Source organism: Serratia sp. 2C06 (assembly GCF_050037615.1).
Classification (GTDB): domain Bacteria; phylum Pseudomonadota; class Gammaproteobacteria; order Enterobacterales; family Enterobacteriaceae; genus Serratia; species Serratia ureilytica.
Genome location: NZ_CP188299.1, coordinates 4,713,204 through 4,734,717, shown reverse-complemented (window position 1 = coordinate 4,734,717; position 21,514 = coordinate 4,713,204). Strand labels below are relative to the sequence as shown.

Annotated in this window: 24 protein-coding genes; 20 read left to right on the top strand and 4 right to left on the bottom strand. The window is 60.2% G+C overall.

From position 1 onward, the window contains the following. The first annotated feature begins 101 nt into the window (after window positions 1-101). The 15 genes from ACP3TA_RS23090 (at window position 102) to hisP (ending at window position 14,422) form a co-directional block, all read left to right on the top strand. Complete coding sequence (locus tag ACP3TA_RS23090) at window positions 102-875, top strand: AraC family transcriptional regulator (protein ID WP_033643885.1); 774 nt, start codon at window positions 102-104, stop codon at window positions 873-875. 53 nt (window positions 876-928) lie between these two features. After that, complete coding sequence (gene pdxB, locus ACP3TA_RS23085; protein WP_033643884.1) at window positions 929-2,050, top strand: 4-phosphoerythronate dehydrogenase PdxB; 1,122 nt, start codon at window positions 929-931, stop codon at window positions 2,048-2,050. Window positions 2,051-2,160: 110 nt separating this feature from the next. Continuing rightward, a complete protein-coding gene (locus ACP3TA_RS23080; RefSeq protein WP_033643883.1) occupies window positions 2,161-3,171 on the top strand; it encodes an aspartate-semialdehyde dehydrogenase in 1,011 nt (336 codons plus the stop codon). After that, window positions 3,171-3,992, top strand: coding sequence for a tRNA pseudouridine(38-40) synthase TruA (gene truA, locus ACP3TA_RS23075; protein WP_033651950.1), 822 nt, complete (start codon window positions 3,171-3,173; stop codon window positions 3,990-3,992). The genes ACP3TA_RS23080 and truA overlap by 1 nt, the downstream gene beginning before the upstream one ends. A 78-nt stretch (window positions 3,993-4,070) precedes the next feature. Then, window positions 4,071-4,733, top strand: coding sequence for a DedA family protein (locus tag ACP3TA_RS23070; RefSeq protein ID WP_004936130.1), 663 nt, complete (start codon window positions 4,071-4,073; stop codon window positions 4,731-4,733). 232 nt (window positions 4,734-4,965) lie between these two features. Then, window positions 4,966-5,874 (top strand): acetyl-CoA carboxylase, carboxyltransferase subunit beta, encoded by a 909-nt coding sequence (gene accD, locus ACP3TA_RS23065; protein WP_033643880.1) that lies wholly within the window; start codon window positions 4,966-4,968, stop codon window positions 5,872-5,874. A 191-nt stretch (window positions 5,875-6,065) separates the two neighbouring features. Beyond that, entirely contained in the window at window positions 6,066-7,331 is a 1,266-nt protein-coding gene (gene folC, locus ACP3TA_RS23060; RefSeq protein WP_060660430.1) for a bifunctional tetrahydrofolate synthase/dihydrofolate synthase, read from the top strand. Continuing rightward, on the top strand, window positions 7,332-8,084 hold the full coding sequence (dedD, locus tag ACP3TA_RS23055; RefSeq protein ID WP_033643878.1) for a cell division protein DedD: 753 nt from the start codon (window positions 7,332-7,334) through the stop codon (window positions 8,082-8,084). Between the two features lie 234 nt (window positions 8,085-8,318). Beyond that, window positions 8,319-8,819 carry a colicin V production protein gene (gene cvpA, locus ACP3TA_RS23050; protein WP_004936119.1) on the top strand — a complete coding sequence of 167 codons (501 nt, stop codon included), beginning with the start codon at window positions 8,319-8,321 and terminating at the stop codon, window positions 8,817-8,819. A gap of 21 nt (window positions 8,820-8,840) precedes the next feature. After that, the gene (purF, locus tag ACP3TA_RS23045) at window positions 8,841-10,358 is read left to right on the top strand and encodes an amidophosphoribosyltransferase (protein ID WP_033632500.1); all 1,518 of its coding nucleotides are present in this window, start codon (window positions 8,841-8,843) and stop codon (window positions 10,356-10,358) included. 139 nt (window positions 10,359-10,497) lie between these two features. Beyond that, on the top strand, window positions 10,498-11,070 hold the full coding sequence (locus ACP3TA_RS23040) for a UbiX family flavin prenyltransferase (protein ID WP_033643877.1): 573 nt from the start codon (window positions 10,498-10,500) through the stop codon (window positions 11,068-11,070). Window positions 11,071-11,374: 304 nt separating this feature from the next. Beyond that, entirely contained in the window at window positions 11,375-12,157 is a 783-nt protein-coding gene (hisJ, locus tag ACP3TA_RS23035) for a histidine ABC transporter substrate-binding protein HisJ (RefSeq protein ID WP_033643876.1), read from the top strand. Window positions 12,158-12,239: 82 nt separating this feature from the next. Beyond that, window positions 12,240-12,926, top strand: a complete 687-nt coding sequence (locus ACP3TA_RS23030) for a histidine ABC transporter permease HisQ (RefSeq protein ID WP_033635345.1) — start codon at window positions 12,240-12,242, stop codon at window positions 12,924-12,926. Then, the gene (locus ACP3TA_RS23025) at window positions 12,923-13,627 is read left to right on the top strand and encodes an ABC transporter permease (protein WP_033643875.1); all 705 of its coding nucleotides are present in this window, start codon (window positions 12,923-12,925) and stop codon (window positions 13,625-13,627) included. Before ACP3TA_RS23030 ends, ACP3TA_RS23025 begins: the two co-directional genes overlap by 4 nt. A 21-nt stretch (window positions 13,628-13,648) precedes the next feature. Next, window positions 13,649-14,422 (top strand): histidine ABC transporter ATP-binding protein HisP, encoded by a 774-nt coding sequence (hisP, locus tag ACP3TA_RS23020; protein ID WP_004936098.1) that lies wholly within the window; start codon window positions 13,649-13,651, stop codon window positions 14,420-14,422. 7 nt (window positions 14,423-14,429) lie between these two features. Here hisP and ACP3TA_RS23015 read toward each other — a convergent pair whose 3' ends face one another. From ACP3TA_RS23015 to yfcG, 3 genes are all read right to left on the bottom strand, one after another. After that, the gene (locus ACP3TA_RS23015; protein WP_033643873.1) at window positions 14,430-15,344 is read right to left on the bottom strand and encodes a TIGR01777 family oxidoreductase; all 915 of its coding nucleotides are present in this window, start codon (window positions 15,342-15,344) and stop codon (window positions 14,430-14,432) included. 16 nt (window positions 15,345-15,360) lie between these two features. Beyond that, a complete protein-coding gene (gene folX, locus ACP3TA_RS23010) occupies window positions 15,361-15,732 on the bottom strand; it encodes a dihydroneopterin triphosphate 2'-epimerase (protein WP_025303682.1) in 372 nt (123 codons plus the stop codon). 109 nt (window positions 15,733-15,841) lie between these two features. Next, window positions 15,842-16,471: a GSH-dependent disulfide bond oxidoreductase gene (gene yfcG, locus ACP3TA_RS23005; RefSeq protein WP_016926886.1), complete on the bottom strand. Its 630-nt coding sequence runs from the start codon at window positions 16,469-16,471 to the stop codon at window positions 15,842-15,844. A 233-nt stretch (window positions 16,472-16,704) separates the two neighbouring features. Here yfcG and yfcE point away from each other — a divergent pair, with 233 nt between their 5' ends. Beyond that, window positions 16,705-17,256, top strand: coding sequence for a phosphodiesterase (gene yfcE / locus ACP3TA_RS23000; protein ID WP_033643871.1), 552 nt, complete (start codon window positions 16,705-16,707; stop codon window positions 17,254-17,256). A 100-nt stretch (window positions 17,257-17,356) separates the two neighbouring features. Further along, window positions 17,357-17,902 carry an NUDIX hydrolase YfcD gene (gene yfcD / locus ACP3TA_RS22995; RefSeq protein WP_004936086.1) on the top strand — a complete coding sequence of 182 codons (546 nt, stop codon included), beginning with the start codon at window positions 17,357-17,359 and terminating at the stop codon, window positions 17,900-17,902. 53 nt (window positions 17,903-17,955) lie between these two features. On the opposite strand, the gene ACP3TA_RS22990 is transcribed toward yfcD, so the two are convergent. Further along, window positions 17,956-18,975: a LacI family DNA-binding transcriptional regulator gene (locus ACP3TA_RS22990; protein WP_102948114.1), complete on the bottom strand. Its 1,020-nt coding sequence runs from the start codon at window positions 18,973-18,975 to the stop codon at window positions 17,956-17,958. 310 nt (window positions 18,976-19,285) lie between these two features. On the opposite strand from ACP3TA_RS22990, the gene ACP3TA_RS22985 reads away from it, so the two are divergent. The 3 genes from ACP3TA_RS22985 to ACP3TA_RS22975 all read left to right on the top strand — a co-directional run bounded on the left by ACP3TA_RS22985 (window position 19,286) and on the right by ACP3TA_RS22975 (window position 21,506). Continuing rightward, complete coding sequence (locus ACP3TA_RS22985; protein ID WP_069100271.1) at window positions 19,286-19,729, top strand: PTS sugar transporter subunit IIA; 444 nt, start codon at window positions 19,286-19,288, stop codon at window positions 19,727-19,729. A 92-nt stretch (window positions 19,730-19,821) separates the two neighbouring features. Continuing rightward, on the top strand, window positions 19,822-20,103 hold the full coding sequence (locus tag ACP3TA_RS22980) for a PTS sugar transporter subunit IIB (protein WP_025303676.1): 282 nt from the start codon (window positions 19,822-19,824) through the stop codon (window positions 20,101-20,103). Between the two features lie 23 nt (window positions 20,104-20,126). Beyond that, window positions 20,127-21,506 carry a PTS ascorbate transporter subunit IIC gene (locus ACP3TA_RS22975; RefSeq protein ID WP_004936074.1) on the top strand — a complete coding sequence of 460 codons (1,380 nt, stop codon included), beginning with the start codon at window positions 20,127-20,129 and terminating at the stop codon, window positions 21,504-21,506. The last annotated feature ends 8 nt before the right edge of the window (window positions 21,507-21,514 follow it).

The window sequence follows — 21,514 nt, the reverse complement described above, 5'->3', positions numbered from 1 at the left end:
AGCGTCCAACATGCTGGCTAGTCTACGCGTGTCCGGTTTATCATATATAACGATATTCAGACAAAAATCGGCGTAAATAAGACAAATCACGAGACGAAACCATGCCAGAAATCCGCCATTTCCCCGAGTCGCTGATCCCGGCGCCAAACCCGGTGCAGTTTCGTTGCGAGGAGTTCAACGTCCGCACCGAATTCCAGCCGCACAGCCATACCTGGGGCCAATTGATGTGGGTCAAAGCCGGGGTGATGGTGCTGCGCATCGGCGGGCAGCGCTTTCTGGCGCCGCCGGAGTACGTGCTGTGGACGCCGGCGGGCATCGAACACTCCTGTTACAACCAGCGGCTGGCGCAGTGCCGCATGGTGGACATCGCGCCGGCGCTGTGCGCCGGCATGCCGGCCGATCCTTGCCTGGTCAATGTGACGCCGATCTTTCGCGCCATCGCCGAGGATTTCTATGCGCGTAAACAGTACATTCCGCAGGCGGAGGCGGATTTGCGCCTCTGCCAGGTGCTGATCGACCAACTGCATCTGTCGCCGCGCCAGCAAACCTATCTGCCGTCGTCGGACGACAAGTTTTTGGCGCCGGTGCTGGAAGCGCTGGAACATTGCCCGGCGGACAACACTTCGCTGGCGACGTGGGCGAAGCGGGTATACACCACCGAGCGCACGCTGTCTCGCCGCTGCCAGCAGGATTTGGGCATGCCGTTCAGCGAATGGCGCCAGCGCCTGCGGTTCCTGCACGCCGTGTCGCTGCTCGAACAGGGCAAAACCGTGCAGGACGTGGCGCTGGAGGTCGGTTACAGCTCCGCGTCGGCCTTTATCGTCATGTTCCAGCAGATCGCCGGCACCACCCCTGAGCGCTTTCGCCGTGCCTGATTCAGTGGCACACTATTTCGCAGACAAATAGCCGTAAACCGTCGGAGAACGCAGTGAAAATTCTGGTTGATGAAAATATGCCGTATGCGGCCGAGCTGTTCAGCCGCCTGGGCGACGTGCGGGCGGTGCCGGGGCGTCCGATCCCGCTTGAGGCGCTGGCGGATGCCGACGCGCTGATGGTGCGTTCGGTCACCAAGGTCAATGAAGCCTTGTTGGCCGGCAGCCGCATCGGCTTTGTCGGCACCGCTACCGCCGGCACCGATCACGTCGATGATGCCTGGCTGCAACGGCAGGGCATCGGGTTTTCCGCCGCGCCGGGCTGCAACGCCATCGCGGTGGTCGAGTATGTGTTCTCCGCATTGATGCTGCTGGCCGAGCGCGATGGCTTCCAATTGCGGGATAAAACCGTCGGCATCGTCGGCGTGGGCAACGTCGGTTCGCGTCTGGACGCGCGCCTCAAAGCGCTGGGCGTGCGCACGCTACTGTGCGATCCACCGCGCGCCGATCGCGGCGACGCCGGGGAATTCTGGCCACTGGAGAAGTTGGTGGCCGAGGCCGACGTGCTGACCTTCCATACGCCGCTGAATAAATCCGGCCCGTATCATTCATTGCATCTGGCGGACGCCGATCTGCTGGCGGCGTTGCCGGACAACCGCATTCTGATCAACGCCTGCCGCGGGCCGGTGGTGGATAACGCTGCGTTGCTGCAGGCGCTGGAAAAAGGCAAAAAGCTGAGCACGGTGCTGGACGTGTGGGAACCGGAGCCGGATCTCGCTTTGCCGCTGTTGGCGCGGGTGGATATCGGCACCGCGCACATCGCCGGGTATACGCTGGAAGGCAAGGCGCGCGGCACCACCCAGGTGTTCGAAGCGTTCAGCCGCCATCTGGGGCAGCCGCAACAGGTGGCGCTGGCCTCGCTGCTGCCGGTGCCGGAGTTCAGCCAGATCCGTCTCAACGGCCCGCTGGATGAAGCGCGGTTAAAACGATTGATGCACTTGGTGTATGATGTGCGCCGCGATGATGCGCCGCTGCGCAAAGTCGCCGGGCAACCGGGCGAGTTCGATCGCCTGCGCAAGCACTACCAGGAACGCCGCGAGTGGTCTTCGCTGGCCGTGCAATGCGATGACAGCGCCAGCGCCGAGCTGCTCGGCAAGTTGGGCTTCAGCATCGCGTAGCGCGTAAGGTTGTCTTAAGCCAACGCCGCTACAGTGAGCGGCAAAGATTATCGGGCGGTGGCTGCACTGCCCGTCTGCTTTTATGAATGAAATACTCTGGAGAAAACCCAATGTCTGACGGCTGGAATATCGCGCTGCTCGGCGCCACTGGCGCGGTAGGTGAAGCGTTGCTGGAATTGTTGCAGGAACGCCAGTTCCCGGTGGGTGAGCTCTATCCTCTGGCAAGCGAACGCAGCGCGGGCGCCAATGTGCGCTTCAACGGCAAGTCTCTTCTGGTGCAAAACGCCGAAGAGTTCGATTGGTCGCAGGCGCAACTGGCCTTCTTCGTCGCCGGCAGCGACGCTTCAGCGCGCTATGCCGAAGAGGCCGGCAACATGGGCTGTCTGGTGATCGACACCAGCGGCCTGTTCGCCATGGAACCGGATGTGCCGCTGGTGGTGCCTGGCGTTAACCCGCAGGTGCTGGCGGATTACCGCAACCGCAACATCGTCGCGGTGGCCGACAGCATGGTCAGCCAACTGCTGACGGCGATCAAACCGCTGACCGAACAGGCGGGGCTGTCGCGCCTGCACGTCACGACGCTGATGTCGGTATCCTCGCGTGGCAAGGCGGCGGTGGACGATCTGGCCGGCCAGAGCGCGCGGCTGTTGAACGGCATCCCGGCCGAAGAAGGCGTTTTCACAAAACAGCTGGCGTTTAATATGCTGCCGCTTGTCGCCGACGAGCAGGGCAGCGTGCGCGAAGAGCGCCTGATCGTCGATCAGGTGCGCAAGGTGCTGCAGGACGAAGGGTTGCCGATTTCGGTGAGCTGTATCCAGTCGCCGGTGTTTTATGGCCACGCCCAGGTCGTGCACCTGGAAGCGCTGCGCCCGCTGTCCGCCGAAGAGGCGCGCAGCGAGCTTGAAGAGGTCGAGGACGTTCAACTGAGTGAAGAGGATGATTACCCGACTCAGGTCACCGAAGCTTCCGGCAGCGATGCGCTCAGCATCGGGTGTCTGCGCAACGATTACGGCATCCCCGAGCTGTTGCAGTTCTGGACGGTGGCGGACAACGTCCGCTTCGGCGGCGCGTTGATGGCGATCGAAACCGCCGAGCGTCTGGTGCAGGAGCAGATGTACTGATGTCTGAGGTGGTCTCGCCCGCTCAGCCGACGCTGAAGGTAGCGCTGGGCATCGAATATGACGGCAGCCGTTACTACGGCTGGCAGCGGCAGCAAGAAGTGGCCAGCGTGCAGGAACGGCTGGAGCAGGCGCTGAGCAAGGTGGCGGATGCGCCGATCAACGTGCTGTGCGCCGGGCGCACCGACGCCGGGGTGCACGCCACCGGGCAGGTGGTGCACTTCGAAACCACCGCGCGCCGCAAGGACGCCGCCTGGACGATGGGCGTCAACACCCATTTGCCGCCGGACATCGCGGTGCGCTGGGTGAGCCCCGTCGCCGATGATTTTCACGCGCGTTTCAGCGCCACCGCGCGCCGTTACCGCTATATTATTTTCAACCATCGCTACCGGCCGGCGGTGTTGCAACAGGGGGTGACGCATTTTTATCACCCGCTGGACGCGGACCGCATGCATCGGGCGGCGCAGGCATTGCTGGGCGAGAACGACTTTACCTCGTTTCGCGCGGTGCAATGCCAGTCGCGCACCCCGTGGCGCTGCGTAAAACACGTTAAGGTTACGCGCTACGGCGAATATATTGTGGTAGATATCAAGGCGAATGCCTTCGTGCATCACATGGTTCGCAACATCGTCGGCAGCCTGATGGAGATCGGCTGCGGCAATCAGGATGAGAACTGGATGGCCGAGCTGCTGGCGCTGAAGGATCGCAATCTGGCGGCGGCGACGGCGCGAGCCGAGGGGCTGTATCTGGTTTCCGTGGACTATCCCGACCACTTTGGCATCCCGCGGCCGCCGATGGGGCCGCTGTTTTTACCCGACGATTAAACGCCGGCACGCCTGAAAGCGTCGCTCCCTTGTGCTTCTGCCGGGTGATTGAAACGCCCGGTATCAATGAGAGAATTTATGGACATCATCAAGTTTATTATTGATTTCATTCTGCATATTGATGTGCACCTGGCCGAACTGGTCGCACAATACGGCATGTGGGTCTACGCTATTCTGTTCCTGATCCTGTTTTGCGAGACCGGTTTGGTGGTGACGCCGTTCCTGCCGGGGGATTCTTTGCTGTTCGTCGCCGGCGCGCTGGCGGCTTTGCCGACCAACGATCTGAACGTGCACACCATGGTGGCGTTGATGGCCGTGGCGGCGATCATCGGCGATGCGGTGAACTACACTATCGGGCGGTTGTTCGGCGAGAAGCTGTTCAGCAACCCGAATTCGAAAATCTTCCGCCGCAGCTACCTGGATAAAACGCATCAGTTTTATGAGAAGCACGGCGGGAAAACGATTATTCTGGCGCGATTCGTGCCGATCGTGCGTACTTTTGCGCCGTTCGTCGCCGGCATGGGGCATATGTCCTATCGCCACTTCGCCGCCTACAACGTGATTGGCGCACTGGTTTGGGTGCTGCTCTTCACTTATGCTGGCTATCTGTTCGGCGATCTGCCGGTGGTGCAGGAGAACCTGAAGCTGTTGATCGTCGGGATCATCATCGTTTCGATTCTGCCGGGCGTGATTGAAATTTGGCGCCACAAGCGCGCCGCCGCCCGCCAGCAAAAACAATAAAAACATCGCTCAACCTGTCGGTTCGACCAGTTTTTTGTCCACAGCGTCGGGCCGATATGGTTTAATGAGCGACATTATGGTCTGTTCCTGCGAACAACCCTGAAGCCGATGCCTCGGTCGCGCGCTTGCCGCGCGGCGAACGGGCATTTTTTCATTGGGGGTGTTTTCAGGGGGATTGTTAAAGCATGAACAGCGGACTGGCGTGTGCCAGGTTCAAACAGAAAGGTCATCGATGAGCTGGATTGAACGAATTCTTAACAAGAGCAATATCACACAAACCCGTAAGGCGAGCATTCCTGAAGGGGTCTGGACCAAATGCGACAGCTGCGGCCAGGTTCTCTACCGCGCCGAGCTGGAGCGTAATCTGGAAGTGTGTCCGAAGTGCGACCACCATATGCGTATGAGCGCGCGCGCGCGTCTGCATACCCTGCTGGATGAAGGCAGCGAAGTGGAGCTGGGCAGCGATCTGGAGCCGAAAGACGTTCTGAAATTCAAGGATTCCAAGCGCTATAAAGATCGTCTGGTCGCCGCACAGAAAGCGACCGGCGAGAAAGATGCGCTGGTGGTGATGAAGGGCACGCTGTACGGCATGCCGATCGTCGCGGCGTCCTTTGAATTCGCCTTCATCGGCGGTTCGATGTCTTCCGTGGTTGGCGCGCGTTTCGTGCGTGCGGTTGAGCAGGCGCTGGAGGACAACTGTCCGCTGGTGTGCTTCTCCGCCAGCGGCGGCGCGCGCATGCAGGAGGCGCTGATGTCGCTGATGCAGATGGCGAAAACCAGCGCGGCGTTGGCCAAAATGCAGGAGCGCGGCTTGCCGTACATCTCCGTGCTGACCGACCCGACCATGGGCGGCGTCTCCGCCAGCCTGGCGATGCTGGGCGACATCAACATCGCCGAGCCGAAAGCGCTGATCGGCTTTGCCGGCCCGCGCGTGATCGAGCAGACCGTGCGCGAGAAACTGCCGCCGGGCTTCCAGCGCAGCGAGTTCCTGATCGAAAAAGGCGCGATCGATATGATCGTTCGCCGCCCGGAAATGCGCCAAACGCTGGCGAGCATTCTGTCCAAGCTGACCAACCAGCCGCAGCCGCATTTCGATGAGGCCGCGCCGGTCATTGAGCCGGAGCAGCAGGCCGACGCCTGAGGCAAAGACGGATCCCGCCCGGGTTCAGCCGCCACTTTGTGGCTAAGTGACGGCTGATGCCCGTTCCCTGCCGGCCGCGGCCTATGACGTTGCGGTTTGCAGGTGGGCGGCAGTGACGAAGCGCATCGCCTTTACCGCGGTGAGGGTGGTGCCCTGATGGATTAATGAACCCAAGTTCAGTGATGGGACTCATGCAAAACCACCAAATTCCCCAAGCCACGTCGCCATTGAGCTCGTGGCTTTACTATCTGGAACGTCTGCACAGCCAGGCGATCGAACTCGGCCTCGAGCGCGTACAGCGCGTCGCGGCGCACCTGGACTTACTGACCCCCGCTCCCACGGTGTTCACCGTTGCCGGCACTAACGGCAAAGGCACGACCTGTCGCACCCTTGAAGCCATTCTGCTGGCCGCTGGCCTGCGCGTCGGCGTTTACAGCTCACCGCATCTGGTGCGCTACACCGAGCGCGTGCGCATTCAGGGGGAAGAGCTGAGCGAAGCGGAGCACAGCCGCTCGTTTGCCACCATTGAAGCCGACCGCGGCGAAACGTCGTTGACCTATTTCGAATTCGGCACCCTGTCGGCGCTGCAGCTGTTCAAACAGGCGCGGCTGGACGTGGTGATCCTGGAGGTCGGCCTGGGCGGGCGCCTCGACGCCACCAACATCGTCGATCCGAGCGTGGCGGTGATCACCAGCATCGCGCTCGATCACACCGACTGGCTGGGCAACGATCGCGAAAGCATCGGCCGTGAAAAGGCCGGCATTTTCCGCAGCGGCAAGCCGGCGGTAGTGGGCGAACCCGACATGCCGGACAGCATTCGCCAGGTCGCCGAAACGCTGGGCGCGCCGCTGTATCGCCGCGGTGAAGCCTGGAGCTTCAGCGAGCAGGGCGATCGCTGGCAGTGGCAGGGCGGCGACACGCTGCTGACCGATCTGCCGACGCCGAACGTGCCGCTGGCCAACGCCGCTACCGCGCTGGCGGCGCTGAACTGTTCCCCGCTGGAAATCGACGAGCGCGCGATCTTCACCGGGCTGCAGCAGGCGACGCTGCCGGGGCGTTTCCAGATCGTGCGGCGGGAGCCGATGCTGATCCTCGATGTGGCGCACAACCCGCACGCCGCCGGCTATCTCGCCGGGCGTCTGGCCAAGCTGCCGCGCGACGGCGGCAAGGTGCGCGCGGTGGTGGGCATGCTGTCGGACAAGGACATCGCCGGTACGCTGGCCTGCCTGAGCGAGCAGGTGGATGAATGGTACTGCGCACCGCTCGACGGCCCGCGCGGCGCCAGCGTCGAACTGCTGGCGCAACATCTGGCGGAACCGCGACGCTTTAATGATGTCGAAACTGCCTGGCGGCAGGCTATGCAGGATGCTGATAAACAGGATATTGTGATCGTCTGTGGATCGTTCCACACCGTTGCGCAGGTGATGGCGGCGTCAGACGAGATGCGGGGAGTGTGAGTGGCGAGTAAATTTCAGAACCGACTGGTCGGAACCGTGATTCTGGTGGCGCTGGGGGTGATCATCCTACCAGGGTTGCTGGACGGCAAAAAGAAGCATTACGAGGATGAATTCGCGGCCATTCCTTTGGTGCCGAAGGCGGGCGACGTCGAAGAGAACGACGTGTTGCCGCCGGTGACGCAGCCGTTGCCGGCGCAGCCGCCGGAAGGGGCGGGGGCGCTGGTCGAGCAGCAGGCGGCTAACGAAGCGGCGGCGCAACAGGCGGTGCGGCAGAATGCTCAGCAACCGACGCAGGTGGCGCCGCCGCCGGTCGAGACGCGTCCTCAGCCGGTGCAGCAGCAGCCTAAGCCGAAACCGGTGGAAACCAAACCGGTAGAGGTGAAACCGAAACCGGCGCCGCAGCCGAAGCCGGTGGAAGTGAAACCGACGCCTAAGCCGGAGCCGAAACCTGAACCGACGCCGAAGCCTGAGCCGGCACCGCAGCCGAAACCGGCGGAAGAAAAAGCGCCGGCCGGGCAAGCCTATGTCGTGCAGCTCGGGGCGTTGAAAAATGCCGCCAAGGCGAACGAGATTGTCGCTTCGCTGCGTCTTTCGGGCTATCGCGCCTTCACTGTGCCGTCAACGCCGGTGCAAGGGCAGATCACCCGCATCTACGTCGGCCCGGATGCTTCCAAGCAGAAGCTGCAGGCGGCATTGCCGTCGCTGAACTCGATCAGCGGGCTGAGCGGGCAGGTGAAGCCGTACGGTCGTTAAACCCCGCAGGGGCGCAGCAGGATGCGCCCCTGAATTAAGGAGTGGTGGAGAGATCTCGAGAGAAACCGCGCCTTTTACAGGCGAAATCACCTATGTAGGCGCGGCGATTGGGAATTTTTTAATCGCCGCTTTTTATTTGTAACGTGGTAGGAAATCCCCTACGCAAACGTTTTCTTTTTCTGTTAGAATTCGCCGCGAATTGGATGCAGGGGCGATTCATCATTGGAATAGTTCATGGTCTGGATTGATTACGTCATTATAGCGGTGATTGGATTTTCGGCTCTGGTGAGCCTGATCCGAGGGTTTGTTCGCGAAGCATTGTCACTTGTGACATGGGGATGTGCGTTTTTTGTTGCCAGCCATTTCTACTCTTACCTTGCGGTCTATTTCACTCGTTTTGAAGATGAACTGGTGCGAAACGGCATCGCGATCGCGATTTTGTTCATCGCGACCCTGATCGTAGGGGCTATTGTTAACTATGTGATTAGCTCACTGGTAGAGAAAACCGGGCTGTCGGGCACCGACAGGGTGCTGGGCATCTGCTTCGGCGCATTGCGCGGCGTGTTGATCGTTGCGGCGATCCTGTTCTTCCTGGATACCTTTACCGGCTTTTCACAAAGTGCCGACTGGAAACAGTCGCAGCTGATTCCCCAGTTCAGTTACGTCATCAGGTGGTTCTTTGACTACCTGCAGAGCACGTCGAGTTTCTTGCCGACCCAATTGCCGGGGCGGTAGCGCTGATGAGGAAAAGACAACATGTGCGGTATTGTCGGTATCGCCGGTTTTATGCCGGTAAACCAGTCGATTTATGATGCGCTGACGGTGCTTCAGCACCGTGGCCAGGATGCCGCAGGCATCGTCACCATTGACGCCCACAACGGGTTCCGTTTGCGCAAAGCCAACGGCCTGGTGAAGGATGTGTTTGAGGCGCGCCATATGCAACGCTTGCAGGGCAACATGGGCATTGGCCATGTGCGTTACCCGACGGCCGGCAGCTCGAGCGCCTCTGAGGCCCAGCCTTTCTACGTCAACTCGCCGTTCGGCATTACGCTGGCCCACAACGGCAACCTGACCAACGCCCATGAGCTGCGCCAAAAGCTGTTCGAAAGCGGCCGCCGCCATGTCAACACCACCTCCGACTCGGAAATCCTGCTGAACGTGCTGGCCAGCGAGCTGGATCGCTTCCCGCATTATCCGCTGGAGGCCGACAACATCTTTACCGCGGTCGCCGCCATGCATCAGCAACTGCGCGGCGCTTACGCCTGCGTGGCGATGATTATCGGCCACGGCCTGCTGGCGTTCCGCGACCCGTACGGCATTCGTCCGCTGGTGATCGGCAAACGCACGCTGGAAGATGGCCGCAGCGAGTATATGGTGGCTTCCGAGAGCGTGGCGCTGGATACCCTGGGCTTTGAATTCCTGCGCGACGTGGCGCCGGGCGAAGCGGTGTACATCACCACCAAAGGCCAGCTGTTCACCCGCCAGTGCGCAGAGAATCCGAAAACCAATCCGTGCCTGTTCGAATACGTTTATTTCGCGCGCCCGGACTCCTTTATGGACAAGATCTCGGTCTACAGCGCCCGCGTACGCATGGGCCAGAAGCTGGGCGAGAAGATTGCCCGCGAATGGGAAGATCTGGACATCGACGTGGTGATCCCGATTCCGGAAACCTCCTGCGACATCGCATTGGAGATCGCGCGCATTCTCGACAAACCCTACCGCCAGGGCTTTGTGAAGAACCGCTACGTCGGCCGCACCTTCATCATGCCGGGCCAGCAGGCGCGTCGTCAGTCGGTGCGCCGCAAGCTGAACGCCAACCGCGCCGAGTTCCGCGACAAGAACGTGCTGCTGGTGGATGATTCCATCGTGCGCGGCACGACCTCAGAGCAGATCGTCGAGATGGCGCGCGAAGCGGGCGCCAAGCGCGTGTACCTGGCTTCCGCCGCGCCGGAAGTGCGTTTCCCTAACGTCTACGGCATTGACATGCCGAGCGCCAACGAACTGATCGCCCACGGGCGCGAAGTGGATGAAATCCGCCAAATCATCGGCGCCGATGGGCTGATCTTCCAGGACCTCGACGATCTGATCGAAGCGGTGCGTGAAGAAAACCCGGACATCACCCAGTTCGAATGCTCGGTATTCAACGGCATCTACGTGACCAAAGACGTCGATCAAAGCTATCTGGAATACCTGGAGTCGCTGCGCAACGACGACGCCAAGGCGCTGCGGGGACAAACCGAAGCGGAAAATCTGGAACTGCATAACGAAGGCTAACCGCCTGTGTTGATCCATCAGGGGGCATCGCCGCGTCTGCGGCGGTGCGCCTTGCTCCTGTGAACTTGCTTATCCCTCGCCATTGCGGCAAAGTCTGCCTGATCTTATTTTTTACTTTTTACGGCAGAGGCCATTCTTCATGAAACGACTCATCATCGGTATTTCCGGCGCCAGCGGCGCGATCTACGGCGTGCGCCTGTTGCAGGTCTTGCGCGACGTCGCAGAGGTGGAAACCCATCTGGTGATGAGCAACGCTGCAAGGCAGACGCTGGCGCTGGAAACGCCGTACAGTCTGCGTGAAGTGCAGGCGCTGGCCGATGTGGTTCACGATGCGCGCGATATCGCCGCCGCCATCTCTTCCGGTTCCTTCAAAACACTGGGCATGGCGATTTTGCCTTGTTCAGTCAAAACGCTGTCCGGCATCGTCAACAGCTACAGCGACGGACTGCTGACCCGCGCCGCCGACGTGGTGCTGAAAGAACGCCGCCGCCTGGTATTGTGCGTGCGTGAAACGCCGTTGCACCTTGGGCACCTGCGGTTGATGACGCAGGCGGTGGAAATGGGCGCGGTGATCATGCCCCCGGTGCCGGCGTTTTATCACCAGCCGAAAAGCGTGGAAGACATCATCGATCAGACCGTCAATCGGGTGATCGATCAGTTTGATATCGAATTGCCGGCCGATCTGTTCACCCGTTGGCAGGGTGCTGATTAACATTTTCATCCCCAAATTGGTACATTTGTGCAACACCGCACTGAATTAGGGCGGCGCATGCACCATAATGATCCCACTTCATCACGTTCACTGTTTCATGGCGCCGTCCTGTCGCGGCTGCCAGTGGCGCGGCCCCGAGCGGCCGATTTAATTTTGCGGTTATCGTCCCAGGAAACAGTATTGTGAAGGCCGGAGCCGTTCCCTCCGCCCGTAGCACCTAATGTGGCACGATTACTGCAAATTGATTTGGTGGGGAAAAGTAATGCCCGTAGTGGCATCAAAAAAATCAATTTGAGGGTAATTTATGAAAAAGCTGGTTAAGGTTCTTCCTTTAGTCTTGGCTTTGGCGGCCGCAAACAGCGCATTCGCCGCTATCCCATCGACATTGAAGATTGGCACCGATCCGACTTATGCGCCGTTTGAATCCAAAAACGCCAAAGGCGAGCTGGTCGGCTTCGATATCGATTTGGCCAAAGAGCTGTGCAAACGCATAAATACCCAATGCACCTTCGTGGAGAGCGACTTTGACGCGCTGATCCCATCCCTCAAGGCGAAAAAGATCGACGCTATCATCTCTTCGCTGTCCATCACCGAAAAACGCCAGCAGGAAATCGCCTTTACCGACAAGCTGTATGCCGCCAACGCCCGCCTGATCGCGCCGAAGGGGTCTAAGCTGTTGCCTACCGTGGATGCGTTGAAAGGCAAGAGCGTGGGCGTGCTGCAGGGCACGACCCAGGAAGCCTACGCCAACGCCATGTGGCAGCCGAAGGGCGTCACCGTAGTGCCTTATCAGAACCAGGATCTGGTCTACGCCGATCTGGCCTCCGGGCGTATCGACGCCGCCTTCCAGGATGAAGTGGCGGGCAGCGATGGCTTCCTGAAACAGCCGCCGGGCAAAGACTATGCGTTCGCCGGCGAATCGGTGAAGGATGACAAATTCTTCGGCGTCGGCACCGGCATGGGGCTGCGCAAAACCGATACCGAGCTGAAAGCGGCGCTGGACAAAGCCTTCGCCGAGATGCGCAAAGACGGCACCTACGATAAATACGCGAAAAAGTACTTCGACTTCGACGTCTACGGCGGCTAATCCGCTAACCGTTCCATGCTGTGACTGCGGGGCCGGTGCGCCGGCTCCGATGGTTCGGATCCTAGACGACAGGGTGAAGTAGATGCTGCAAGGCTATTCCCAACTGATTTTCGAGGGGGCTCTGGTGACGCTGGAGTTGGCCCTCAGTTCCGTATTGTTGGCGGTGGTGATCGGGTTGATCGGCGCCGGCGGCAAACTCTCCCACAACCCCCTTATTTCCGGCCTGTTCGGCGCTTACACCACGCTGATCCGCGGCGTGCCCGATCTGGTGCTGATGCTGCTGATTTTTTATGGCCTGCAAATCGCCTTGAACAACATCACCACGCTGCTCGGTTTCTCGCAGATCGATATCGACCCGCTCGGCGCCGGCATCATTACCCTCGGCTTTATTTACGGCGCGTACTTTACCGAAACCTTCCGCGGTGCCTACTTGGCGGTGCCGAAAGGGCAGATTGAGGCGGCGACGGCCTACGGCTTCAGCGGCGCGCAGATCTTTCGGCGCATTTTGTTCCCGGCGATGATGCGCTTCGCCTTGCCGGGCATCGGCAACAACTGGCAGGTGATCCTGAAGGCAACGGCGCTGGTGTCTATCCTTGGCCTGAACGACGTGGTGAAAGCCACGCAGTTGGCGGGGAAAGGCACCTATCAGCCGTTCTTCTTCGCCATCGTAGCCGGCGTGGTTTACCTGATTTTCACTACCGTTTCCAACGGCGTGCTGTTGTGGCTTGAACGGCGTTACTCACTGGGCGTCAAGAGGGCCGAGCTATGATCGAGATTTTGCAACAGTATTGGCAGTCGCTGCTGTGGAGCGACGGCTACCGTTTCACCGGCGTGGCGGTCACGCTGTGGCTGCTGATCGCCTCCGTGGTGATGGGCGGGCTGCTGGCGATCCCGATGGCGGTGGCGCGCGTCTCTTCCCTTCGCTGGGTGCGTTTCCCGGTGTGGCTCTACACCTACGTGTTTCGCGGCACGCCGCTGTACGTGCAGTTGCTGGTGTTCTACTCCGGCATGTACAGCCTGGAAATCGTGCGCGGCAGCGAGTTTCTCAACGCGTTTTTCCGCAGCGGGCTCAACTGCACCATCCTGGCGCTGACGCTCAACACCTGCGCATATACCACCGAGATCTTCGCCGGGGCGATCCGCTCGGTGCCGCACGGTGAAATCGAGGCCGCCAACGCTTACGGTTTCTCGCGCTTCAAGATGTATCGCTGCATCATTTTGCCTTCGGCGCTGCGCACCGCGCTGCCGGCCTACAGCAACGAAGTGATCCTGATGCTGCACTCCACCGCGCTGGCGTTTACCGCCACCGTGCCGGACCTGCTGAAGATTGCGCGCGACATCAATGCCGCGACCTATCAGCCGTTTTACGCTTTCGGCATTGCGGCGGTGTTGTACCTGATCATCTCCTACGTGTTAATCAGCCTGTTCCGCAAAGCTGAAAAACGCTGGATGGCACACGTTAGTCACTGATAAATGACGGGAAGAAAAACCATGTCTGAGAATAAATTAGCCGTCACGGAACTGCACAAACGCTATGGCGATCACGAGGTGCTGAAGGGCGTCTCGCTGGCGGCCAACGCCGGGGATGTGATCAGCATCATCGGCTCCTCCGGCTCCGGCAAAAGCACCTTTCTGCGCTGCATCAACTTCCTCGAGAAGCCGAGCGAAGGCTCGATCAGCCTGAACAACGAAGATATTCGCATGGTGCGCGACAAGGACGGCCAGCTGAAGGTATTCGACAAGAAGCAGCTGCAGCTGCTGCGCACCCGCCTGACCATGGTGTTCCAGCATTTTAACCTGTGGAGCCATATGACGGTGCTGGAGAACGTGATGGAGGCGCCGGTGCAGGTGCTGGGGCTGAGCAAGGCCGACGCGCACGAGCGCGCGGTGCGCTACCTGGATAAAGTGGGCATCGACGAGCGGGCGCGCGGCAAGTACCCGGTGCACCTGTCGGGCGGCCAGCAGCAGCGCGTCTCCATTGCCCGCGCATTGGCGATGGAGCCGGAAGTGCTGCTGTTTGACGAACCGACGTCGGCGCTGGATCCCGAGTTGGTGGGCGAGGTGCTGCGCATCATGCAGAAGCTGGCGGAGGAGGGAAAAACCATGGTGGTGGTGACGCACGAAATGGAATTTGCGCGCCACGTTTCGAACCACGTGATCTTCCTGCACAAAGGGTTGATCGAAGAGCAGGGCCCGCCGGCCGAGCTGTTCGGCAATCCCAAAAGCCCGCGCCTGCAGCAGTTCCTGTCCGGCGCGTTGAAGTAACCTCAGATCAGCGGGCTTCGGCCCGCTGATTGACAACGTCATCCAATGCCTGTTCCAGCTCCAGATAACGGAAGTGGAAACCGGCCTCTTCCAGGCGCTTCGGCACCGCCCGCTGGCCGCCGAGCACCAGCACCGCCGCTTCCCCCATCAACAGCCGCATGACGAACGCCGGCACCCGCAGAAACGCCGGGCGATCGAGCACGTTGGCCAATTGGGCGGCGAATTGCTCGTTGTGCACCGGGTAGGGAGCGACCATGTTGAACGGGCCGCTCAGGGTGGCGTGATCCAGCAGATAAATAATGCCGTTGACCATGTCTTCGAGGTGGATCCACGGCAGGTATTGGCGACCGTCGCCGATCGGGCCGCCGAGCCCGAAGCGGAACGGCGGCAGCATTTTGGCCAGCGCGCCGCCCTGTGGCGCCAGCACCACGCCGGTGCGCAGCAGGCAGACGCGGGTGGCGTCGCTTTGCGCCTGCAGCGCCAGCGCTTCCCAGCGTTGACACAGCTGGTGGGTGAATTCGTCGTGCGGCGGCTCCTCTTCGGTCACCACCGCCTGCCCCTGATCGCCGTAGTAGCCGACGGCAGAACCGGAAATCAGCACGCCGGGGGGCGTGCTGCCGGCCTTGATCAGCTTCGCCAAGCGTTCGGTCAGATCCCAGCGGCTGCGGCACAGCCGCTCTTTCTGCTGCGCGCTCCAGCGCTTGTCGGCGATAGGTTCGCCGGCCAGGTTGATCACCGCGTCGAATTCATCCAGCGATTGCCGGTCGTCCAGCGTTCGCCAATAGCTCGGCCGGTCGCCCAGCCGGGCTCGGGCTCGCCGTTCGTCTCGGGTCAGCACCGTAATGTGGTGAGAAAGCGCCAGCAGTCTTGCCGTCAGGCTGCTGCCTATCAATCCCGTTGCGCCGGTGATCAGGATCCGCATGGTCGACCTCCCTGAATTAGTCCCGGCGGTAGCTCATGGTCATGGAAACCGAGTCGGCGTAGCGCAGGGCCAGAAGTTTATCTATCTCCACTTCAGCATAGGTCACCCAGGCGTGTTCTTTTACGATATCGAGCACATCCTGCGTTAATTTTTCCAGCAACGCGAAACGGTTATCTTCCACATGGCGGATGATCGCTTTGGTGATGGTGCGGTAGTTGAGCGCATCGGCGATATCTTCGCTGTTGCGCGCCTTGTCCGCCGGGTAGTGGATCACCACGTTGATCAGGACGTCCTGTCGGTTGTTGATTTCCTCTTCCTTGATACCGATGAACGTGCGCAGCCGCAGATTTTTAATGCGAATAACGGCGTCGGGTTGACTGAAAGACATCAGAGATTCTCCATAGGTCTGATTATTAGCGTTCAGAATACACGGAAAGTAGGGAAATGATAACGCAGGGACAATGTGACTCCCCGGCCGACGGGGAGTCGGGGGGCACTTAGGCTTGTTCGGCCAGTTTGTAGGCGCGCTCGGTCGCCGGGCGATTGCTGATGCGCTCGAACCAGTTGCGCACCGCCGGGTAATCCGCCAGATCGATGCGCTGGCGCGGATGCGACACGACCCACGGGTAGGTGGCGATATCGGCGATGCTGTAGTTATCGCCGCCCAGGTACGGGTGTTTTTGCAGTTCAGCTTCCAGCACGCCGTACAGCCGCTTGGTCTCCAGATGGTAACGCTCGATGGCGTAAGGCACCGGCTGCGGCGCGTAGTGGTTAAAGTGGTGATTCTGCCCGAGCATCGGCCCGAATCCGGCCACCTGCCAGAACAGCCACTGCAGGGTAGCGGCGCGTTCGCGCAGGCCCTTGCTCAGCAGCTTGCCGGTCTTCTCCGCCAGATACAGCAGGATTTCCCCGGATTCGAACAGGCTGATCGGCGCGCCGCCGTCCACCGGTTGCTGATCGACGATCGCCGGGATTTTGTTGTTGGGAGAAATGCTCAGAAAGTCCGGCTTGAACTGCTCGCCGGCGCTGATGTTTACGCGATGGATACGGTAGGGTAAGCCGACCTCTTCCAAAAACAAGGTGATCTTGTGACCATTGGGAGTAGGCGCGTAATACAGGTCAATCATGTTGCCTCCTGCGGTAAGGTGATCTGTAATTCATTACACGTTGCTGCGGTCTTCGCCGCGCACAAAGGTATATCAGAGATCCAACAATAGCAGCTAAGGATAGCAGGCTATGTGGGATTCGTCCGATGCTATCTGCGCAGTTGGATCACAATTCTCCACCGGGGCGGGCGGCGGTTTGCCGCACGGCGCCGGCGCGGTAAAATGGCGCTTATTTCCCTCTATAGGACAAGGTTATGAAGCTGATGTTCGCCTCGGATATCCACGGTTCGCTGCCGGCTACCGAACGCGTGCTGGAATTGTTCGCACAACACGGCGCCGACTGGTTGATTCTTCTGGGTGATTTGCTGAATCACGGCCCGCGCAACGCGCTGCCCGCCGGGTATCAGCCCGCTCAGGTTGCCGAACGATTGAATCGCTATAGCGACAAGATCATCGCCGTTCGCGGCAATTGCGACAGCGAGGTCGATCAGATGCTGCTGACGTTTCCCATCGAGGCGCCCTGGCAACAGGTTTTACTGCAAAAAAGACGATTGTTTTTGACCCACGGTCACCTTTATCATCCCTCGGCACTGCCGCCGTTATCCTGCGGTGACGTCTTGGCCTATGGCCATACGCATCTGCCGCAGGCGGAGCGGCAGGGTGAGATCTATTGCTTCAATCCGGGCTCGGTCAGCATCCCGAAAGGGGGCTTTCCCGCCAGCTACGGCATGTTGGAAAGCGGCACTTTGCGCGTGCTGACGCTCGACGACGGCAAGGTCGTCGCGGAGGTGGCGTTAACACGCTAAACGCACTAATTTATACACACACAATAAAAATCTTTGAAAAACACTCATTGATTAACCAGCGCGCGGGATTGCATCGCGCCAAAATAGAAGGTTTTAGAGGATGGCGGAACAGGGTCAGGCTGCAGATACCGAGTGGGTTGATATCGTCGACGAGCAAAACGAGGTGATTGCTCAATCCAGTCGTCAACAGATGCGGGCGGAGCGGCTGCGTCATCGTGCTACCTATATTGTGGTGCATGATGGGATGGGAAAAATTCTGGTGCAGCGTCGCACCGAGATCAAGGACTTCTACCCGGGCTGGCTGGACGCGACGGCGGGCGGCGTAGTGCAAAGCGGTGAAAACGTGCTGGATTCGGCGCGCCGCGAGGCGGAAGAGGAGCTGGGCATCGCCGGCGTGCCTTTCGCCGAGCACGGTCTGTTCTACTTCGAGGAAGAGCAGTGCCGGGTGTGGGGGGCGCTGTTCAGCTGCGTATCGCACGGGCCGTTCGCGCTGCAGGAAGAAGAAGTGGCCGAGGTGTGCTGGCTGACGCCGGAAGAGATCACCGCCCGCTGCGACGAGTTTACCCCGGATTCGCTGAAGGCGCTGTCGCTGTGGCTGACGCGCAACAATGAACAGGATTACGGCAAGCCGCTCGACAATCACTGAGCCGCCTGCGCATGGAAAAGCCGGTCATCGACCGGCTTTTTTTACGGGCGGATTCAGCAGCTGTCGCGGCGGCACAGCGTGGCGGGCAGGGAGCCTGGCGGCTGCGAGGGATGCTCGTTCAGCCGCGCCAACAGCGCCTGGCCGGCCTGAATGCCGATGTCGCGATGCGGAATGGTCATGGTGGTCAGCGGCGGCTGGCACACCCGGCTGAACTCGCTGTTGCCGAAGCCCACCACCGCCAGATTATCCGGCACCTTGATGCGCCGCCGCTGGCATTCATACAGCACGCCGCCCGCCAGTTCGTCCGACGCGCACACCAGCGCGTCCAGCTCCGGCCAGGCCAGCAAAAATTCCGGCAGCTGCTGCGCGCCGGTGCTGAAGCTGGCGGGCTGCGCGGCGTTGATGACCCGATGCGGCGACATATGGTTGCGCAGCAGCGCCTTGTGCCAGCCCTGCAGGTGCTGCTGGAAAATCCACTGCTCCTGATTGGCGCACAGCAGCCCGATATTCTGGTAACCGCTGGCGATCACCGTTTGCGTCAGCTGATACATGGCCGCCACGTAATCGATGCCGATGCTCATGTCGATCGGATCGGCGCGTACGGCGCCGATCTCCACCACCGGAATGTTGGCGGCGATCAACGCGTTGCGGGCATTTTGCGAATGCTCGACGCTGAGCAGCACCGCCGCCGCCAGGTTGTAAGAGAGCAGCGTCTCCAGCAGTTTCTCCTCGCGTTCCAGGTGGTGCTGCGACTCCGCCAGCATGATGTGATAGCCGGCGGGCTGCAGCACTTTCTGCAGGCCGGCGAACATTTCGGCGCAGCCGGATTCGGACAGGCTGGGCACCACCATGGCGATGGTGTAGGACGAGGCCGAGGCCAGCGAGCTGGCGGCCAGGTTGGGCAGATAGCCCAGCTCGTTTACCGCCGCGTCTATCTTCTCGCGCAGTTTGTCCGAAACCTGTTCCGGCGTGCGCAGCGCGCGCGACACCGTCATGGTGCCGACGCCCGCCAGCTGCGCTACGTCAGCCAACGTCACTCTGCCTGTGCTGCGGCGTTTTTTACCGATCGACATGCCTAATCCCGACTGAAATGCGCGCGCGGCGCATAAAGATTGTGATGGTGGGAAGCCGACGGCGCGGCTTCGACGATCCCAGTATGCGGCACATTCTACCCCGTAACCCGGAAGAGCGAGAAAAAATTGTGGTTAACGCCGCGCCGCGGCATGGCGTTTTGATAGCGCTATCACAGTTCTGCATGATAGCGCTTTGGTAGCGCTATCTTTGTGATGCCAATCACTGTGCAGCCGAGAGGGGTTGATTAAAGTTTTACCGTCGTCGGTGAATTAATCACCGGCCGAAACCATCAACGCTTGGGAGGGTAACGTGCTGAAAGAATGGCTGACCGCCGATCATATACAGCTGTGCGAATGGGTGGAGGACTGGCGCCAGGCGGTAACGCTGAGCGCGCAACCGCTGCTGCAACGCGGCGTGATTACGCCGAATTACCTGACGGCCATCTTTCATCAGCAGGAGCAGCTTGGCCCCTACTTCGTCCTGGCGCCGGGCATCGCGATGCCGCACGCGCGGCCGGAGCAGGGCGCCAACGCGCTGGGGCTGTCGCTGTTGAAGATCCACCAGGGCGTGAATTTTCATTCTGCGGATAACGATCCGGTTCAGGTGGTGGTGATGCTTTCCGCACCCGACGGCAACAGTCACATTGAAATGATTTCGCAGTTGGCGGAATTATTTTCCGATAACACGGCGATGGAGGCGTTATTTCACGCCACAGACAAACGGCAAATTGAGGATATTATCGCCCGCTATTAACGTTTAATCACCAGGAACATTATTAATGCCCATAACGTCGGGAATATTCCCGGCGGCGCTACCCTACACGCTAAATTCAACAGGTGGATATCATGAAAATCATGGCGATTTGCGGTTCAGGTCTCGGCAGCAGCTTTATGGTGGAAATGAACATTAAAAAGGTGCTGAAAAAGATGGGGGTGGAGGCCGAGGTCGAACACTCCGATCTGTCGTCCGCCACTCCCGGCGCCGCCGACGTGTTCGTGATGGCGAAAGACATCGCCGACAGCGCCAGCGTACCGGCCGAGCAGTTGGTGGTGATCAGCAACATCATCGACATTAATGAGCTGGAAGCCAAGCTGCGCGCTTACTTCGAAGCCCACTCAATCATCTGAATAAAACGATTGGCGAGGTGGATATGTTTATCCAGGAAACGCTTAAGTTTGTGGTGGATATATTAAAGGTGCCTTCGGTACTGGTCGGGCTTATTGCGCTGATCGGTTTGCTGGCGCAAAAGAAATCGTTTTCCGACGTGGTGAAAGGCACGGTAAAAACCATTCTCGGCTTTATCGTTTTGGGCGGCGGCGCCACGGTATTGGTCGGATCGCTCAATCCGCTGGGCGGCATGTTCGAACACGCGTTTAATATTCAGGGCATCATTCCGAATAACGAAGCCATCGTCTCCATCGCGCTGGAGAAATACGGCGCTTCCACCGCGCTGATCATGGCGTTCGGCATGGTGGCGAATATCGTGGTGGCGCGTTTTACCCGATTGAAATACATCTTCCTCACCGGCCACCACACCTTCTACATGGCCTGCATGATCGGCATCATCCTGACGGTGGCGGGCTTCGAGGGCGTACAGTTGGTGTTCACCGGCGCGCTGACCCTGGGGTTGGTGATGGCGTTCTTCCCGGCGATCGCCCAGCGCTATATGCGCCGCATCACCGGCAACGACGATATCGCCTTCGGCCACTTCGGCACCCTGGGCTATGTGCTGTCCGGTTGGATCGGCTCGAAAGTGGGGAAAAACTCGCGCTCGACCGAAGAGATGAACCTGCCGAAAAACCTCAGTTTTCTGCGCGACAGCTCCATTTCGATCTCGATGACCATGATCGTCATCTACCTGATCCTGGCGATCTGCGCCGGGCGGGCCTATGTGGAAAGCGAGCTCAGCGGCGGCCAGAACTACCTGGTGTATTCGATTATCCAGGCCATCACCTTCGCCGCCGGGGTATTCATTATCCTGCAGGGCGTGCGCTTGATTCTGGCGGAGATCGTGCCGGCGTTCACCGGCTTCTCGGAAAAACTGGTGCCTAACGCGCGGCCGGCGCTGGATTGCCCGGTGGTTTACCCCTATGCCCCCAACGCGGTGCTGATCGGCTTCCTGTTCAGCTTCCTCGGCGGGTTGGCCGGGCTGTTCCTGCTGGGGCAACTGAAGATGGTGCTGATCCTGCCCGGCGTAGTGCCGCATTTCTTCACCGGCGCTACCGCCGGGGTGTTCGGCAACGCCACCGGCGGGCGGCGCGGCGCGATGCTGGGCGCTTTCGCCAACGGTCTGCTGATCACCTTCCTGCCGGTGCTGCTGCTGCCGGTGCTGGGGGCGCTGGGCTTTGCCAACACCACCTTCTCCGACGCCGACTTCGGCGCGATCGGCATCCTGCTGGGCAACATGGCGCGCTTTATGTCGAAAGAGATGATCATGCTGGCGATTGTCGCCGTGTTTGCGCTGCTGGTGGCGCATAACTTCCTGGGAAAACGCAAAGGCGCGCCGGCCGCTGACCGCGTCGAGAAATAATGAGGGCA